Source organism: Pseudomonas sp. WS 5079 (genome assembly GCF_012985465.1).
Lineage (GTDB): Bacteria > Pseudomonadota > Gammaproteobacteria > Pseudomonadales > Pseudomonadaceae > Aquipseudomonas.
Genome location: NZ_JAAQWN010000005.1, coordinates 1 through 12,881, shown reverse-complemented (window position 1 = coordinate 12,881; position 12,881 = coordinate 1). Strand labels below are relative to the sequence as shown.

The 12,881-nt window shown below is 58.6% G+C and carries 24 protein-coding genes and 1 pseudogene; 17 read left to right on the top strand and 8 right to left on the bottom strand.

Annotation, left to right across the window (positions count from 1 at the left end):
- Nucleotides 1-33: 33 nt before the first annotated feature.
- The 8 genes from HBO05_RS14415 to HBO05_RS14380 all read right to left on the bottom strand — a co-directional run bounded on the left by HBO05_RS14415 (nt 34) and on the right by HBO05_RS14380 (nt 4,040).
- The gene (locus HBO05_RS14415) at nt 34-489 is read right to left on the bottom strand and encodes a hypothetical protein (RefSeq protein ID WP_172313002.1); all 456 of its coding nucleotides are present in this window, start codon (nt 487-489) and stop codon (nt 34-36) included.
- Nucleotides 486-635 (bottom strand): hypothetical protein, encoded by a 150-nt coding sequence (locus HBO05_RS14410; protein WP_010566434.1) that lies wholly within the window; start codon nt 633-635, stop codon nt 486-488. Before HBO05_RS14410 ends, HBO05_RS14415 begins: the two co-directional genes overlap by 4 nt.
- On the bottom strand, nt 632-823 hold the full coding sequence (locus HBO05_RS14405; RefSeq protein WP_012724021.1) for a hypothetical protein: 192 nt from the start codon (nt 821-823) through the stop codon (nt 632-634). The genes HBO05_RS14410 and HBO05_RS14405 overlap by 4 nt, the downstream gene beginning before the upstream one ends.
- Nucleotides 820-1,242 (bottom strand): hypothetical protein, encoded by a 423-nt coding sequence (locus HBO05_RS14400; protein WP_172313000.1) that lies wholly within the window; start codon nt 1,240-1,242, stop codon nt 820-822. The genes HBO05_RS14405 and HBO05_RS14400 overlap by 4 nt, the downstream gene beginning before the upstream one ends.
- 21 nt (nt 1,243-1,263) lie before the next feature.
- On the bottom strand, nt 1,264-1,524 hold the full coding sequence (locus HBO05_RS14395) for a hypothetical protein (protein WP_172312998.1): 261 nt from the start codon (nt 1,522-1,524) through the stop codon (nt 1,264-1,266).
- Between the two features lie 39 nt (nt 1,525-1,563).
- Nucleotides 1,564-1,770, bottom strand: a complete 207-nt coding sequence (locus HBO05_RS14390) for a hypothetical protein (RefSeq protein ID WP_172312996.1) — start codon at nt 1,768-1,770, stop codon at nt 1,564-1,566.
- A gap of 998 nt (nt 1,771-2,768) precedes the next feature.
- Nucleotides 2,769-3,020, bottom strand: a complete 252-nt coding sequence (locus HBO05_RS14385; protein WP_172312994.1) for a hypothetical protein — start codon at nt 3,018-3,020, stop codon at nt 2,769-2,771.
- Between the two features lie 363 nt (nt 3,021-3,383).
- Entirely contained in the window at nt 3,384-4,040 is a 657-nt protein-coding gene (locus HBO05_RS14380) for a S24 family peptidase (RefSeq protein ID WP_095040227.1), read from the bottom strand.
- A gap of 99 nt (nt 4,041-4,139) precedes the next feature.
- Between HBO05_RS14380 and HBO05_RS14375 the strand changes: the two genes are divergently transcribed.
- The 17 genes and pseudogenes from HBO05_RS14375 to HBO05_RS14300 all read left to right on the top strand — a co-directional run bounded on the left by HBO05_RS14375 (nt 4,140) and on the right by HBO05_RS14300 (nt 12,844).
- A complete protein-coding gene (locus tag HBO05_RS14375; RefSeq protein WP_172312992.1) occupies nt 4,140-4,343 on the top strand; it encodes a helix-turn-helix domain-containing protein in 204 nt (67 codons plus the stop codon).
- 29 nt (nt 4,344-4,372) lie between these two features.
- On the top strand, nt 4,373-4,564 hold the full coding sequence (locus tag HBO05_RS14370) for a hypothetical protein (RefSeq protein ID WP_058410615.1): 192 nt from the start codon (nt 4,373-4,375) through the stop codon (nt 4,562-4,564).
- A 334-nt stretch (nt 4,565-4,898) separates the two neighbouring features.
- Complete coding sequence (locus HBO05_RS14365; protein ID WP_172312990.1) at nt 4,899-5,654, top strand: phage antirepressor KilAC domain-containing protein; 756 nt, start codon at nt 4,899-4,901, stop codon at nt 5,652-5,654.
- A complete protein-coding gene (locus HBO05_RS14360) occupies nt 5,654-6,460 on the top strand; it encodes a hypothetical protein (RefSeq protein ID WP_172313401.1) in 807 nt (268 codons plus the stop codon). The genes HBO05_RS14365 and HBO05_RS14360 overlap by 1 nt, the downstream gene beginning before the upstream one ends.
- Entirely contained in the window at nt 6,450-7,256 is an 807-nt protein-coding gene (locus HBO05_RS14355; protein ID WP_172312988.1) for an ATP-binding protein, read from the top strand. The genes HBO05_RS14360 and HBO05_RS14355 overlap by 11 nt, the downstream gene beginning before the upstream one ends.
- Nucleotide 7,257: 1 nt before the next feature.
- Entirely contained in the window at nt 7,258-7,530 is a 273-nt protein-coding gene (locus tag HBO05_RS14350) for a hypothetical protein (protein ID WP_172312986.1), read from the top strand.
- On the top strand, nt 7,527-8,498 hold the full coding sequence (locus HBO05_RS29305) for a hypothetical protein (RefSeq protein WP_262381416.1): 972 nt from the start codon (nt 7,527-7,529) through the stop codon (nt 8,496-8,498). The genes HBO05_RS14350 and HBO05_RS29305 overlap by 4 nt, the downstream gene beginning before the upstream one ends.
- Entirely contained in the window at nt 8,495-8,731 is a 237-nt protein-coding gene (locus HBO05_RS14340; RefSeq protein ID WP_172312984.1) for a hypothetical protein, read from the top strand. Before HBO05_RS29305 ends, HBO05_RS14340 begins: the two co-directional genes overlap by 4 nt.
- Complete coding sequence (locus tag HBO05_RS14335; protein ID WP_169877750.1) at nt 8,728-9,144, top strand: recombination protein NinB; 417 nt, start codon at nt 8,728-8,730, stop codon at nt 9,142-9,144. The genes HBO05_RS14340 and HBO05_RS14335 overlap by 4 nt, the downstream gene beginning before the upstream one ends.
- Nucleotides 9,144-9,425 carry a hypothetical protein gene (locus HBO05_RS14330; protein ID WP_169956908.1) on the top strand — a complete coding sequence of 94 codons (282 nt, stop codon included), beginning with the start codon at nt 9,144-9,146 and terminating at the stop codon, nt 9,423-9,425. Before HBO05_RS14335 ends, HBO05_RS14330 begins: the two co-directional genes overlap by 1 nt.
- Nucleotides 9,422-10,021, top strand: a complete 600-nt coding sequence (locus HBO05_RS14325) for a recombination protein NinG (protein ID WP_172312982.1) — start codon at nt 9,422-9,424, stop codon at nt 10,019-10,021. Before HBO05_RS14330 ends, HBO05_RS14325 begins: the two co-directional genes overlap by 4 nt.
- A complete protein-coding gene (locus HBO05_RS14320) occupies nt 10,018-10,599 on the top strand; it encodes a hypothetical protein (RefSeq protein ID WP_169956910.1) in 582 nt (193 codons plus the stop codon). Before HBO05_RS14325 ends, HBO05_RS14320 begins: the two co-directional genes overlap by 4 nt.
- Nucleotides 10,600-10,749: 150 nt before the next feature.
- Complete coding sequence (locus HBO05_RS14315) at nt 10,750-11,037, top strand: hypothetical protein (protein WP_172312980.1); 288 nt, start codon at nt 10,750-10,752, stop codon at nt 11,035-11,037.
- 223 nt (nt 11,038-11,260) lie between these two features.
- Entirely contained in the window at nt 11,261-11,593 is a 333-nt protein-coding gene (locus tag HBO05_RS14310) for a phage holin, lambda family (protein ID WP_065943809.1), read from the top strand.
- A 163-nt stretch (nt 11,594-11,756) separates the two neighbouring features.
- Nucleotides 11,757-11,966, top strand: coding sequence for a hypothetical protein (locus tag HBO05_RS14305; protein ID WP_169956914.1), 210 nt, complete (start codon nt 11,757-11,759; stop codon nt 11,964-11,966).
- Nucleotides 11,967-12,262: 296 nt separating this feature from the next.
- Nucleotides 12,263-12,388 (top strand): annotated as a pseudogene (locus HBO05_RS29445) (HGGxSTG domain-containing protein); the annotation flags it as partial.
- 72 nt (nt 12,389-12,460) lie between these two features.
- Nucleotides 12,461-12,844 carry a hypothetical protein gene (locus HBO05_RS14300; protein ID WP_262381415.1) on the top strand — a complete coding sequence of 128 codons (384 nt, stop codon included), beginning with the start codon at nt 12,461-12,463 and terminating at the stop codon, nt 12,842-12,844.
- The last annotated feature ends 37 nt before the right edge of the window (nt 12,845-12,881 follow it).

The window sequence follows — 12,881 nt, the reverse complement described above, 5'->3', positions numbered from 1 at the left end:
GGATGGCGCGGCGCCTGTGCTGCTGGTGGGTGGTCATGGCTGCGGGTCCAGCGCTTTGATTGCTGACTTGCCTAAGGCGCGAAGTGAGCGGCGGAAGTTGCCAAGGTCGCGGCGGGCTTTCTTGCGTTCTCTGACGAAATACCATGCCCTGGTGCAGTGGACGCACCCTTGCTTAAGCAGGTAATCCCTTATCTCTTCGTCGTTTAGGCCTCGGTCTTCCTCTTCGGACCATCCTCTAAACGCCTCCCACATGTGCGTCTTACGGCGATTTTTCTCGTCGTACAGGATGTTCCAGTGCTCTTCACTTCCGTTCGGCCAAGGCAGATCGCCAAGCTCGGGAAACTCATTGACAGGCTTAGGTCCGATCAGGTCGTAGCGGTTCTCACATCGACTAAGGTGAAGGCCGATATCCGCAGTCAGCGACTTGATCCGCTGCAAGACCGATTCGTGAGCCGCCAAGGTGATGAGTATTGATCGCTCAAGCTTCACGCTTTCACCTCATAAGCCACAGTCCACTCACCGCACAGGCAGGCCCTGCGGCTCCATGCGTGTACGTTTTCGATACCGGCGTCATAGGCCAGCGACAGGGCGCCGAGCCAGGACTTGTGAGTAAAAGCCAGGGTCATGCTGTTCATGCGGCCTCCTTGCGCTGCCTGGTGACTTTCAGGAGGCGCTGGCAGTAGTGGGCGAACTCTTCGTTGGTGATGGCGTTGCCGGTGAGCATATTGGTGATCATGTTCAGGACGACGCGCTGGGCGCCGGGCTCGCTGGCGGGATGCTCCAGGGCCTCGAGCGCCTCATCAATCAGGATGTGCGGGCTCATAGTTCGTTGTCCTCTGCCTGGGCGATCAGGGCGTCATTGACCAAGGGCCGGAGTAGGGCCTCGGCGATCACGCGGAGTTGTTCTTTGGGGTCAGCTACCGCCATCAGGTCCTCGGCGCCGTCGCGCGCCAGGAAGCGATCACCAAGCAACCCAGCAATGACCATTTCGCCAATGGCGCATGGGCTCTTACTGTCACTGTTGACCGCGAACTGCTCGACCTCGGCGGCGAAGGTCTTGAACGTCACGCCCTGAGCTGAATGCAGTCGGCGCTTGAACTGCACGTCGCTGCGCCGATCAACCAGCGTTTCCACCGCGTTGTCGATCCACTCCTTGCGGGCAATCTCTACCGCCGACTCGCTCACTGGAGGCGGCAACTGAGCGTCGTAACGCTCCTGGCATATCTTCAATGCTGCGTTCATGGTCGCCTCCAGGATGGCGGGTTAGTCGTAATAGTCTTGGTCGGCCAGATACTCGTAATGCTCATTTACAAGCCATTCTTCCATCGAGGCGATTTCGGATTCAGTCATGAAGCTGGTGTCGTCTTCCGACTCCCAATTGATTTCGCAATGACCGAAGTACTCATCTGGATCGACGGCTTGCGAGCTGAAGTTTCCTTTTCGAGCCGAGTAATATGTGACGGTCAGCTTGATAGCGATGTCCTCGCCGTCCTTGACCGTCCAATATTCGTAAGTTCGGGCCATGGCGACCTCCAGTGTTTGGGGTTAGGCGGAACGAGCGGACTATTCGTGCTGGCCGGTCCACGGGTTGAAGCGGTAGGCGCCGTCCTCAGAAACAGCGGGGCGAACCCCGTTTTCATCGGCGCCGTCGCTCCCTCCTTGGTCGTCACACTCGATGCAGTTATCGCCTCGCTTTTCGTCCACATGGATGACCCGATTGCAGGTCAGGCAGTGGCCATAATCGGGCGGATCTGGCGGTTGGAAGTTCATGTCTCGCTCCTTTGGCTCACCTGTATTCGTCAGCACACATGCCTCCCGCTGGTTGCCGATGGGCGCGGGGGAGAAGTGCTGACGTAATCGAGGCGCGTAAAAAAGCCCGAACATTGCCCGGGCTTTCGGTGCGACACATAGACCTCCCTACGTGGCGCGGGGTATCTACTTCGCTGAGCTATTTCATGGCTGTATCCCCCGTTGTGCGCTCACTGGGCAGGCAGTGGCCACCTATTGAATTAATCCGCATGTGCGGGCTGCTGCTACCTTTCGGCTCCCTCCCGGCGGGATGTGCAGTGGGCCCCGGGGTTGATGCAGGTCCATGCATTCCGTTTCAACCGCTGTTACTAACAGCTACGCGGACTGCAGCGGGTCCTATCCTCTTTCAGCATCAATCCATGCTCAATGCAGAACTGGATTTCTGCGTCGTATCCGGCGCGGTTCAGAACCTGCTGGCCGTTATGGTCGTAGATGGCTCGGTGGTGGCCGGCGCCGCTCTTCCGTGGCGTTCGCTCAACCGTATACCCGTGGCGCTGATAGCAGCCGTTTGGGCTGTTTGGGTTAGGCATTGTCTTGCCCTCATTGATTACTCGGCTTCCAAATACCTCCAGGGGGACTAGAGGCATTTGTGAAACCAGATGGCAGGCCTGAAACAGCAGGGCGCCATCTGTGCCAAGGCCCGCTACTGGCGACGGCCTGGGTTTGTTGCGTCAGCGGTGTTGGCCAGTTGCCCGCTGCTGATTGCAGGGCTGGCCGTTCGTCTTCATTGGTTGGCGGTGAGCTTCCTCCCCAGGGCGTCAATCAGCATCTGTTCGCCTTGGATCACAGGTCCCTACAACATGCACTCTGCAGCTCGTTTGCCCGGTTAGGTGGGCAGGGTGCATGAGGTCCGGCGGTCCCAGCCGAAGCTATCGGGCCCGCTAATTCGATTCTGGTGTTTCCTTAACTCCGAACCTTGATACAGTCCGCTTTCAACTGAATCGGTGAATCAAATGTCGTCAAAGCGCAAAATCGCCAACATCCAGAAGCAGATAGAAGACGCTCATGCTTTGTTTGAAACCTTGAAGCCAGGGCGCGGCGCAAAGCTTCTCGCTCACATTCGTAGGCTTGAAACTCAACTCAAGGTTGAGCAGGGCCATGTGGTTTCGAAGTTTCATCGCCAGCGCCTTGTCATCGTCTCCGGCGGGTTTTCGCCGAAGAACTCGTAATTTTCTGTCTCCACCACGCAACACATCCGAGTCGTCTCTCACCGGCGTCGCACATTTCGTGTTCGATGCTGTTCCGGTTTGGAAGCGTGGTTTCGCGTACTCACATGTGGGAGTACGGCAGCTACCAGAGGCTGCATGGACGACGGTTTAGCTTTCTCACCACCGGGGTTGCCGGTACGTCGTTGGGTCACGTCAGACTTTTAAAGAGCGTTCGGCGTCTGCCTGGCATCGCTGCCTGTGTTGCGGCGGGTCTTGGTAGGCCCTGGCGAGTCCCTGTTGGGTGACTCGATGCAGTGAACTATACGAATCCTCATAATGGCGGTCAATACGTTTTTGCATAATATTTTTCGAAGGCGTAAAAAAGCCCGAACATAGCCGGGCGTTTTTTCCGATTCTACCTTTCAGCTATAGGACGGATCTAGGCCACTTCGCATCAACCACTCGACCTACAACGGACCAGGTGTCGTCCACCTCTACAGTGGGGAAGGACGGGTTAAGTGGCTTCAGGTAGGCCCTGCCGGAGTCCCAGATGAATTGCTTGAACGTGGCCTCATTGGTGTCAATCAGCTTGGCCACGACGTACTGGCCGCTTTCCACGTCGCCACCCGGTGCCACCAGAATCAGCATTCCCTCGCTGAAGCTCATGCCATTGGTTGAGGTCATCGATGGCCCTCTCACCTTTAGCCAAAAGCCATTCGGGCCGGCCCATGCGTCAGAAGGGTGCATCGCCTCAAAGTCGCCCACGTTGAACAAGTCCATTGCCTCCGCTGCAACTCCCGCCTGTACCCAGCTTATTTCAGGGTATTCGTAGTACCGGTTCGGCCCTGGAGCCGACTCCACGTTCGCGTCAAAGGTTTCGTCGCCGGTGCCGTACATGAGCCATTCCGGCGAGACCCTCAGAGCCTTGGCCAGCTTTGCAATTGTCGGCATGCGCGGGCTTGCGCTTTCCCCGGACAAAATCCGGTTGATCGTTGGCTGCGGAACGCCTGACCTCTTGCCGAGCTGCGTTTCGTTTAGGTCAGCGTCGGCCATTTTCGCGCGTATGCGCCCAGCGATATCCATTACTCACCAAATATACGAATGCGGATTATGAGAATTCTATTGCATGGCGCAATGCATATTCGTATGATTTGTCATGCAAAACCTCATAGGATTCCAGTCATGACAGTTCAAGAGATGTTGAATCGCCTTTTCCAGCTCGGGCTGTCGCAGACAGAAGTAGCTGAGCACTGCGGCACCACGCAGGCCACGATCTCCCGCGCAGCCAGCGGGACGATGGTCGGCTACGGCACAGGCAAGGCCATTGAGCTGCTGCTTGCTGAGCGTGAGAAGACCGCGAAGAACACCGAATTCCAAGCCGCTTAAACCCATTCCAATCACACAAGGAAACACAGATGTCGTACTTCGCACCTGACCACCTTCACGACAAGCCAACCAAGGTTCGCCTGGATGAGGTCGCCGATGACTTGCTGACGGCTATGGCGCGCTTTCAGCGGACCCAGAAAGCCGTGCTCGCTCGCGAAATCTTGGAGCGCGGCCTGAACCAAATGATGGAAGAGCTTAACGCGAAAACAGACGTGGCCTGAAGTAGCCGAGGAGGCCCTGTGCCTGAAAGAAAACCGCTGGAAATCCAGCTCGACTGGCAGGGACTCGCTGATCTGGAGCTATTGGCCAGACGCAACGGCGTAACCCCAGAAGAGCTGGCCGCAACAATTATGAACCGGGCGCTTGATCGAATGACCCGACCACCAAAGAGCCGGAGCAACGTCGCTTCCATAGGACGAAAGGGCTGATAAGTCCCTCAGGGACTATTGAGGATCTGCCAGTGAAACAACCAAGCAGTAAATCGGACGCACAAAAAAGCCACCGGGCAATGGTGGCTTTTCGTGCAGCACATTCAAAAACGTTCTGGAGCGAATAATGCCTATTCCCCAATCAGTCGTCAACACCAACGAAACCGCGCCACGTTTTCTGCAATCGCAAAACGTGGCGCGGACAATGTCGAGCATTGAACTGCGAGACATGATCAACGAAGCGCGCCTTTCCGCCGGAGAGCCAAAGGTGCGAAACGATCACTTCCTTGCTCGCATCGAGGATGAACTGGGCGATGAATTGGGGGGGGTGCAAAAATATTACACCCCCGTCCATGGCAACCAGGTAGCCACGTACAGCCTCACTCTTGATCAGTGCATGCTGGTCGGGATGCGTGAGTCGAAAGCTGTACGTCGATCCGTGCTGAAAAAGCTGAAAGCACTGGAAGCCCCTCGCGTAATCGCAACTCTTCCTGACTTTTCCAATCCAGCTGCTGCCGCCCGTGCCTGGGCAGAACAGTTTGAGCTCCAGCAGCAGGCTAATCAGGCCCTCATTGCGGCCGCGCCCAAGATCGCGTTCGTGGACGAATACGTCAAATCAACGGGGCTCAAAGGGTTCCGCCAGACAGCAAAACTGCTCAAGGCCAACGAATCCCGGTTCCGTGAGTTCCTGATCGACAAAAAGATCATGTACCGCATGGGCGGCGAATGGCAGGCCTACCAGCATCACATCGACGCCGGGCGTTTCGAAGTCAAAACCGATACCGCTGATAACGGCCACGCCTTCAACCAGACCAAATTCACCCCAAGGGGAGTCAATTGGGTGGCTGGTTTATGGGCGCAGTACAACCTGGAGGTCCAATGATGGCCCGCTCAAGAAATATCAAACCAGGGTTCTTCTCGAACGAACATCTGGCAGAGGTGGATTTCGCCACCCGCTTGCTCTTTATCGGCATGTGGACCGAAGCAGACCGCGAGGGCAGGCTTGAGGATCGTCCCCGCCGCCTGAAAATGGCCCTGTTCCCGGCCGACAACGTCGACATCGAAAAGATGCTCGCTGACTTGGATCATTTGGGGTTCATCACCCGCTACACGGTTGGATCATTCAACGCCATCCAGATCGTGAACTGGGCGAAACACCAGAACCCACACCTCAAGGAAGCGAAGAGCACCATCCCTGAAATGCCCGTCCCAGAGCATTGCCCGGTAAAGGTTGGTGCTAGCACCATGCAAGCACCAGGCGAGAACAGTTCTTTCCCGGCTGATTCCCTCTCTTCTGATTCCGGATTCCTGATTCCGGATTCCCTTCCTCCGTCGCCTGCTCCGGTGGTGGTGGAAGACCTTTTCCCAAAGTTCTGGAAGCTCTATCCGCGAAAGGTGGGGAAGGACAAGGCGGAGAAGGCCTGGGCCAAGCTCAAGGTCAGCCCGGACCTGTTCGACCTGATGGTCAAGGCGCTGGGCAAGCAGGTGCTGACGCCGGAATGGATCAAGGACAAGGGCCAGTTCATCCCGCACCCATCGACGTGGCTGAACGGTAAGCGTTGGGAGGACGAGATACCCGACACCCCGACCAACGTCCACCAGTTCCCACAATCGCGCCACACCGGTTTCGCAGATCGCGACTACACCGCAGGCCTGATTCAGCGTGAGGACGGTTCCTATGCGCTCTGAGAAGGTTATGGCGCTTCCAGAAGGCGCGCCGCCGATCCGTACCCAGCCAGCGGAATGCGACAAGCACGGCAGCTTCGACCAGAAGGTCACAGTGCTGCTGGGTCGCGAGCTGAAGGGCGGTTGCCCCGAATGCATGCGCGCCATCGCAGAAGAGCGTGAAGCCAGCGATAAGGCGAACAAGGCATACGAGCTGCGGATTGCCCTGGCTCGCAAGCTGGGCGATGCGTTGATCCCGAAACGCTTCCTTACTCGCACGCTGGATAACTACCAGGTCGAGCATGACCAACAGCGCAAGGCGTTGAAGTTCTGCCGCCACTACGTAGCCACGTTCGACCAGATCCGCGAAGTAGGGCGGTGCATGGTGCTGATCGGCAAGCCTGGTACCGGCAAAACTCACCTCGGCGTGGCCATTGCCAACGAACTGCTGCACAAGACCTCCCGGTCGGCGGTGTATCGCACGGTTGGGGCAGTCCTGCAGGCCATCCGTGGCACGTACGACCGGCACAGCGAGCGCACCGAGGGCGACATCCTGGCCAGTCTGATCAATCCCGACCTGCTGGTGCTGGACGAGATCGGCGTGAGCAAGGAACAGCCGAGCGACTTCGAGCTGACCACCCTGTTCGCAATCATCAACGGCCGGTACGAGCGTGAGGCGCCGACGGTGATCATTTCCAACCTGGAAGCGAATGACCTGGGCAGGGCCATGGGCGACCGCTGCGTCGACCGGTTGCGGGAAGGCGGGCTGATCGTTGTTCCGTTCGATTGGGAATCACAGCGCGGCAAGGAGGGCTTTTGACATGGCAGTAACCAGCATTCGATACAGCACAGCACCAACCAAGCCAAAACCTAAGGCCGGCGACGAGCGATTCCTGAAAGGTCGCGGCGTCACGCAGATCCGCCAGCAACAGTACAGCCAGATGTACCGGGCCTACATGGTCAGCAACGGCCGCCCAGTATGGGAGTGGGTCGACAAGGGTAGCGAGAAAGACCGCATGTCCGTTGCATGGCTCCAGGCGCGCAAGTTGGAGCGCCTGGCATTGATCGCAGAAGCAGCGGAGAAGCGGACATGACCGACAACACCGAACTGAAACGTCTGGCCGAGGCTGCAACCCAAGGCGATTGGCAGGTAATCGAAACAGAGCTTCCTTGCCGAATTGGACGCCCGCACGTCGAGCGGCGGATATTCACCGCCAAGGATCACCCGCAACTCAAGGCCCCGTATCCGGTCGTCAATGGATCCGTAGCGCTGGGCACCGACGAAACTCCGGTTCACCACATGGTGAGCATGACCGCCGAAGACGCGGCATATATTGCCGCCGCCAACCCTGCCGCAGTCCTGGCCCTGATCGCCGAGAACGAGCGCCTTAAGTCCGAAAACGATGAGCCCGAATGGCATCTGATGATGACCAAACTCGAGGACCAGAACGTTCTGCTCAAGGCCGAGAACGAGCGTGACGAACTAGCCCTGCGTGCGTTCAGTAGAGTTGCCGAAAACGCGGTGGCCGAGCGAGACCAGCTCCGCGCCGAAGTCGCCGGCCTACGCACCGGCTACGAAGCCTACGAGCGGGTGAATGCTGAGCTGAAGGCTGAGAACGAACGTATTGAGCGTAACCGCGACATGTGGAAGGGCCAGGTTGAACGGCAGGCCGAAGAGCTGACTGCGCTGCGCGAAGAAGCCACGGAGTGGAAAGACACAGTCAAGTTCAACGAGGGGTGCTGGAGCGAAGAGCGCGGGACAATGATCGACAAGCTTCAAGAGTCCAGGATGCGTATCAAGGAGCTGGATCTGCTGTTCGGTCGCTACATCCTCGCCATGCGCGCAGCGGTCATCGAGGAGGAGCATGGGCTGGGCGCAGAGGGCGCCATGATGTGGATTTACAACTCGCTGGTTGGCCCTGGAGAGCTTCCACCTGAAAACGAAACGCTTGCTCAGGCCTACTTCGACCGGGAAATCGTCGCGGTCGACAACGGCATGCAAGAGGTTCTGGCCTTCCACGAAGACCGTCGCGCCGCCCTTGGCCAGGGAGAGCAGTCATGACCGGTATGGCAAAGAGCGTGTTCAACATGCTGGAAAAGGTGTTTGCGGCTGAAATTGAAAACCGCCTCCCATACCAGACCAAATCCAAGCTTGCCGTGGAGATGGAAGAGTTCGGCTATCTGGAACTCGGTAGCGAGCGCAAAGGCATCGTCACCGTATCGGGTTACTACCTGACGCACGCCGGGCGCCTTGCCTACTGCGAAGAGTGCCGCGACGTGGAGATTGATCAATGACCAGCCTCCAGATCCGCAACGAATCAGACCGCAGCAAGGCCATGGGCTACATCGCCGGCCTGGACCTGGCCAAGCCCAAGAAGCTGGCCATCACCGAAGTGGACCGCAGCGGGGAGCAGAACAAGGCCCTGCACGCGGCGCTGGCCGATATCGCGGCCCAGGTTGAGCACGCCGGGAAGAAGTGGGATGTCCTGATCTGGAAGCGCCTGCTGACGGCCGCCTGGCTGCGGGAGACGGGCGACAAACCGCAGATGATCCCAGCGGTAGACGGTAACGGCTTCGACGTCATCTACGAGCGTACAAGCAAGCTCACCGTGAAGCAGTGCGGAGAGTTGATCGAATGGGTTTTTGCTTTTGGCGCCGAGCACCAGGTGCGGTGGACACAAAAGGACAACTGGGGAGGGCGCTATTGATGAGCCAGAAATTCACGATGCGCTACATCGCCTGGCAGGTTTCCACCGGCATGTTTGATCGGGATATGTATCGGGAGGCCTGGAAAGGGCTGTACCGGCTGGCTTTCGCGGTAACGGCATTTGTTATCCGGCTGGCGATGCTGATCACCTTTCCAGTATCGGTTCCTTTCTTGTGGGGCTTCTTCCGCGTGATGGAGCCGATCAACCAGAAGCGGCGCAAGGCGAGCAATGAAAGGGCCAAGCAGGCATACATCGACAGCTTGCGGAGAAGTCAGGAATGACCATTGAGCGCAAGCAACCAAAGCCCAAGACCTGCAAGAACCCAGCATGCAGGGCCTCATTCGTCCCGCAGCGCCTCGGTCAGGCGGTGTGCAGTCCCAAGTGTGCGCTGGCCACCGTAGAGGCGCAGAAGGCCAAGGAGAAGAAGTCGCTGGCCCAGGCCGGTCGCCGGGATATCAAGGTGCGCAAGGAGGCGCTCAAGACCCGCGGCGATCACATCCGCGAAGCCCAGCAGGCGTTCAACGAGTTCATCCGCACCCGGGACCAGGCCGCCGGCCACCTATGCATCTCCAGCGGCAAGCCATTGGACTGGAGCGGCAACGCGGTAGATGCAGGTCATTACCGCAGCGTCGGCTCAGCGCCGCACTTGCGCTTCGATGAACGCAACTGTCACGCACAGAGCAAGCAGGACAACCGGTTTTTGTCCGGCAATGCCGTGGACTACCGGATCGGCCTGATAGCGCGCATTGGCCAGGAGGCGGTCGACTCCCTGGAATCCGACCAGAGCGTTCGCAAGTACACCGTGGATGAGATCAAGGCCATCAAGGCCACGTACCGGGCAAAGACCAGAGAACTCAAGAAGGGGCAGGCAGCATGAAGATCAACTCAGCGCGCCAGGCTTGGCATGACTGCAAGTACAACCCGGCCCCCGGCCAGACATCAGACGTAGTGCAATTGGGCGTGGTGGTGCAGACCACCGAGCGCGGGCCCACGGCGAGCCACGCGGTGCACGGTGCGCTGGCTGGGCATATCCAGTCGGCAATCGCTCGCCTGCACCCGCAGATCCGCGTATTCGGTGACTTCATGTACGCTGCCGAGCAAAGCGACGACATCCGGGAAGCGGCGGAAGAGGTCGTGTTCCTGCTGGTGCAAAACAGGTCTCCACGCATGACGGCGGCCAAGCGCGAGAAGCTGGAGTTCGTCGTGAAGGGCGTGCTACGGCGGTACCAGCACATGCACCAGGGCGGGCAATCGTCCAACGAAGACCCGCTGGCCAGCGCCGAGAAGTTCAGGGCCTGGATGTGGCAGGTCTACGAAGTGCGCCTGGAATCGTGCAACTGGGATCGGGATTGGGGTGGTGTGCTGCAACTGATCTTCGAATGTTGCGAGGATCTGGACCGCCGCGCACTGAGCCCCGTTGCAGCGGTAATTTACGAAATGCGCGAGGCCGCATGAGGGCCTATTGCGTTCCCGTGCGGCTCATGGCATGATTTCGCCACTGTTAGAGTTTTGCCTTCGGCAACTTACTCCCTGATCCAAGAAAACCCGGCCACCGCGCCGGGTTTTTTATTGCCCAAAGAAACCCACCACAAGGAATGCCGAATGATGAAGCGAATGTCCGCTTGCCTGGGCCTGGTGCTCGCCGCCTGCCTGTCCTGTTTCTCCCTGTCGGCATTCGCCGAGCCTGCAGCCTACGCTTATCGATCCGTGGTGATGCTGGCCGAACTGCCAAGCGTCGGCGTGAAGCGCCTGGAGCTGACCCTGGCCATGTGGCGAACGGGTGGCCAGACCACTGATGAAAGTTTGGCATCCAATCTGCGCGCATCCAGCAACCACTTCGTGATGGCCTCGGCCAAGCCTGCGCCTGACGGTGTCGGCCTGACTCCCTGCTGAATACGCCTGGAAGCAATAGAAAAAGCCCAGACATATGCGCCGGGCTTTTTTGTACCTCCGAGGAAAGCCGCTACCCAAGTGGGTGCTTTCCCGGACGTATCAAGTCCCAATCTTTCGGCTCCACCACGCCCATTGCTCCGAGCTGGGAGTGCCGTGTGAGCCGATTCAATTCCGCAGGCTTTGGCCTGTTGTATCCCTAACTCCCTGACGGGGAGGTACCGAGATGTCCAACATGCCAGACAAACCAGACACCTGGGCGATAGCGCTTGCGTGGTTGAGCCAGCATTCGCCAATCCTCTATGCGGCTGCGTTGTCCTGTGCGATGGCTGTTCTGCGAATCACCTACGGTGGGGGTACCCGGCGCCAGATGATCGTGGAGGGCGCTATCTGTGGCGGCCTGGCCTTGACCATCATCAGCGGGCTTGAGTTCTTCTCGCTCCCACAGAGCATGGCTACCTTCGTCGGTGGCTGGGTTGGCTTCCTGGGCGTGGAGAAGATCCGGTCCATTGCTGACCGGGTGACTGACTTCAAGCTGCCAGGCCGTAAGGCTGAGTAATCCGCGCCACGTTTTCGTAACTCGCAAAATTGTGGCGCGGAATGCGCCGAGGGCATCGCCATGGCTTCGAATACCAATTCCTCCAAGACTGTCACCCTGCTGGGCGGGATCGCGCTTGTGATCATTGTCCTGGCAGTGGCGGCCTTCAGCTTCGTGTGACGCCATGAAAGTAATCGTAACCAAGCTCTTGGGGTCGGCCGAGGTCGAGTTTCTGCGTGAGGGTGTGGTCGTTCACCGCGAGCGGTTCACCGGTAAGGTCACCTCCGAGTACCGCCGCACCATTGCGTTCAATGAGGCGTTCGATACTCACCGGTGCCGGTTTGTGACGGCCATGCCTGCTGATCGGGCATTCCAGTATGAGGTTGCGCCATGACTCCCACCAGGTGCGCCGCGTGCACTGGGTGCGGAGTGTCGTTGATCACGGACCAGCGCATTCCAGTGTGTGGTGGATGCCAGTCGGTCAGGCCTCCAGAGCCGCCACCCATGCGCCAACCAGTGGCATCGATGGCACCGAGCCGTGGTTCGCTGATGGTCGTACTGGTGTTCATCGCCGGTATGGCGGTAGGGGCCAAGATGGTCGGCGGCTGGTGAGGTAAAACAGAATCGAATGATCATTGAATGACGTTCGAATGCATTGAATGAATCGTTCTGCGAAAACCAACCCCATGAATGAGGCTGACTATGGCCCTATGCGGCGCATCCAAGCGCGGCAACGGGGAACCATGCAAGCGTCACGCGATACCGGGTTCCTCTCGCTGCAAGCTACACGGCGGCAAGAGTTCAGGCCCTAAGGAACAGAGGGGCAACAAGAACGCTGCGAAGCCCGGCTCGATCTACAGCCGATTCCTGACTGACGAAGAGAACGACATGCTTGCCGGCATAGAGCTGGGGCGCGTGGATGATGAATTACGACTGACGCGAGTGCGCTTGATGCGTGCCCTAGCCAGGGAGAACGAATTCGGCAACACGCTGGAGGTGGAGTCGGAGAAGGAAGAGCCGATCCTGGTCGGCGGCAAGGAGACCTCGCTCACCTCGATCACGACTACGAGCAAGGTTCGCGACTATTCCAGCCTGATCGACCGCCTCACTGCCCGTGTCGAGAGCCTTGAGCGGACGAAGGAAGACCTGGAGACGCGGCGACTCACCAATGAGAAGCTGCGACGCGAACTGGAAGACCCGAACAAGGGCCTGCCCGAGCCCAAGCAAGTAATCATCGGGGTAGAAGATGCAAGCGACCCTGAAGCTGAATAGGCCCCAGTTCGAGTTCATCAGCCACCCCAAGAAGTTT

What these genes read in the sequence shown, in the direction of transcription:
- HBO05_RS14370 (WP_058410615.1), top strand. Translation starts at nt 4,373, where the DNA reads ATGTCGTACTTCGCACCTGACCACCTTCACGACAAGCCAACCAAGGTT.
- HBO05_RS14355 (WP_172312988.1), top strand. Translation starts at nt 6,450, where the DNA reads ATGCGCTCTGAGAAGGTTATGGCGCTTCCAGAAGGCGCGCCGCCGATC.
- HBO05_RS14375 (WP_172312992.1), top strand. Translation starts at nt 4,140, where the DNA reads ATGACAGTTCAAGAGATGTTGAATCGCCTTTTCCAGCTCGGGCTGTCG.
- HBO05_RS14315 (WP_172312980.1), top strand. Translation starts at nt 10,750, where the DNA reads ATGAAGCGAATGTCCGCTTGCCTGGGCCTGGTGCTCGCCGCCTGCCTG.
- HBO05_RS14310 (WP_065943809.1), top strand. Translation starts at nt 11,261, where the DNA reads ATGTCCAACATGCCAGACAAACCAGACACCTGGGCGATAGCGCTTGCG.
- HBO05_RS14400 (WP_172313000.1), bottom strand. Translation starts at nt 1,242, where the DNA reads ATGAACGCAGCATTGAAGATATGCCAGGAGCGTTACGACGCTCAGTTG.
- HBO05_RS14350 (WP_172312986.1), top strand. Translation starts at nt 7,258, where the DNA reads ATGGCAGTAACCAGCATTCGATACAGCACAGCACCAACCAAGCCAAAA.
- HBO05_RS14390 (WP_172312996.1), bottom strand. Translation starts at nt 1,770, where the DNA reads ATGAACTTCCAACCGCCAGATCCGCCCGATTATGGCCACTGCCTGACC.
- HBO05_RS14410 (WP_010566434.1), bottom strand. Translation starts at nt 635, where the DNA reads ATGAACAGCATGACCCTGGCTTTTACTCACAAGTCCTGGCTCGGCGCC.
- HBO05_RS14380 (WP_095040227.1), bottom strand. Translation starts at nt 4,040, where the DNA reads ATGGATATCGCTGGGCGCATACGCGCGAAAATGGCCGACGCTGACCTA.
- HBO05_RS14320 (WP_169956910.1), top strand. Translation starts at nt 10,018, where the DNA reads ATGAAGATCAACTCAGCGCGCCAGGCTTGGCATGACTGCAAGTACAAC.
- HBO05_RS14395 (WP_172312998.1), bottom strand. Translation starts at nt 1,524, where the DNA reads ATGGCCCGAACTTACGAATATTGGACGGTCAAGGACGGCGAGGACATC.
- HBO05_RS14325 (WP_172312982.1), top strand. Translation starts at nt 9,422, where the DNA reads ATGACCATTGAGCGCAAGCAACCAAAGCCCAAGACCTGCAAGAACCCA.
- HBO05_RS14365 (WP_172312990.1), top strand. Translation starts at nt 4,899, where the DNA reads ATGCCTATTCCCCAATCAGTCGTCAACACCAACGAAACCGCGCCACGT.
- HBO05_RS14335 (WP_169877750.1), top strand. Translation starts at nt 8,728, where the DNA reads ATGACCAGCCTCCAGATCCGCAACGAATCAGACCGCAGCAAGGCCATG.
- HBO05_RS14305 (WP_169956914.1), top strand. Translation starts at nt 11,757, where the DNA reads ATGAAAGTAATCGTAACCAAGCTCTTGGGGTCGGCCGAGGTCGAGTTT.
- HBO05_RS14405 (WP_012724021.1), bottom strand. Translation starts at nt 823, where the DNA reads ATGAGCCCGCACATCCTGATTGATGAGGCGCTCGAGGCCCTGGAGCAT.
- HBO05_RS14330 (WP_169956908.1), top strand. Translation starts at nt 9,144, where the DNA reads ATGAGCCAGAAATTCACGATGCGCTACATCGCCTGGCAGGTTTCCACC.
- HBO05_RS14360 (WP_172313401.1), top strand. Translation starts at nt 5,654, where the DNA reads ATGGCCCGCTCAAGAAATATCAAACCAGGGTTCTTCTCGAACGAACAT.
- HBO05_RS14340 (WP_172312984.1), top strand. Translation starts at nt 8,495, where the DNA reads ATGACCGGTATGGCAAAGAGCGTGTTCAACATGCTGGAAAAGGTGTTT.
- HBO05_RS14300 (WP_262381415.1), top strand. Translation starts at nt 12,461, where the DNA reads ATGCTTGCCGGCATAGAGCTGGGGCGCGTGGATGATGAATTACGACTG.
- HBO05_RS29305 (WP_262381416.1), top strand. Translation starts at nt 7,527, where the DNA reads ATGACCGACAACACCGAACTGAAACGTCTGGCCGAGGCTGCAACCCAA.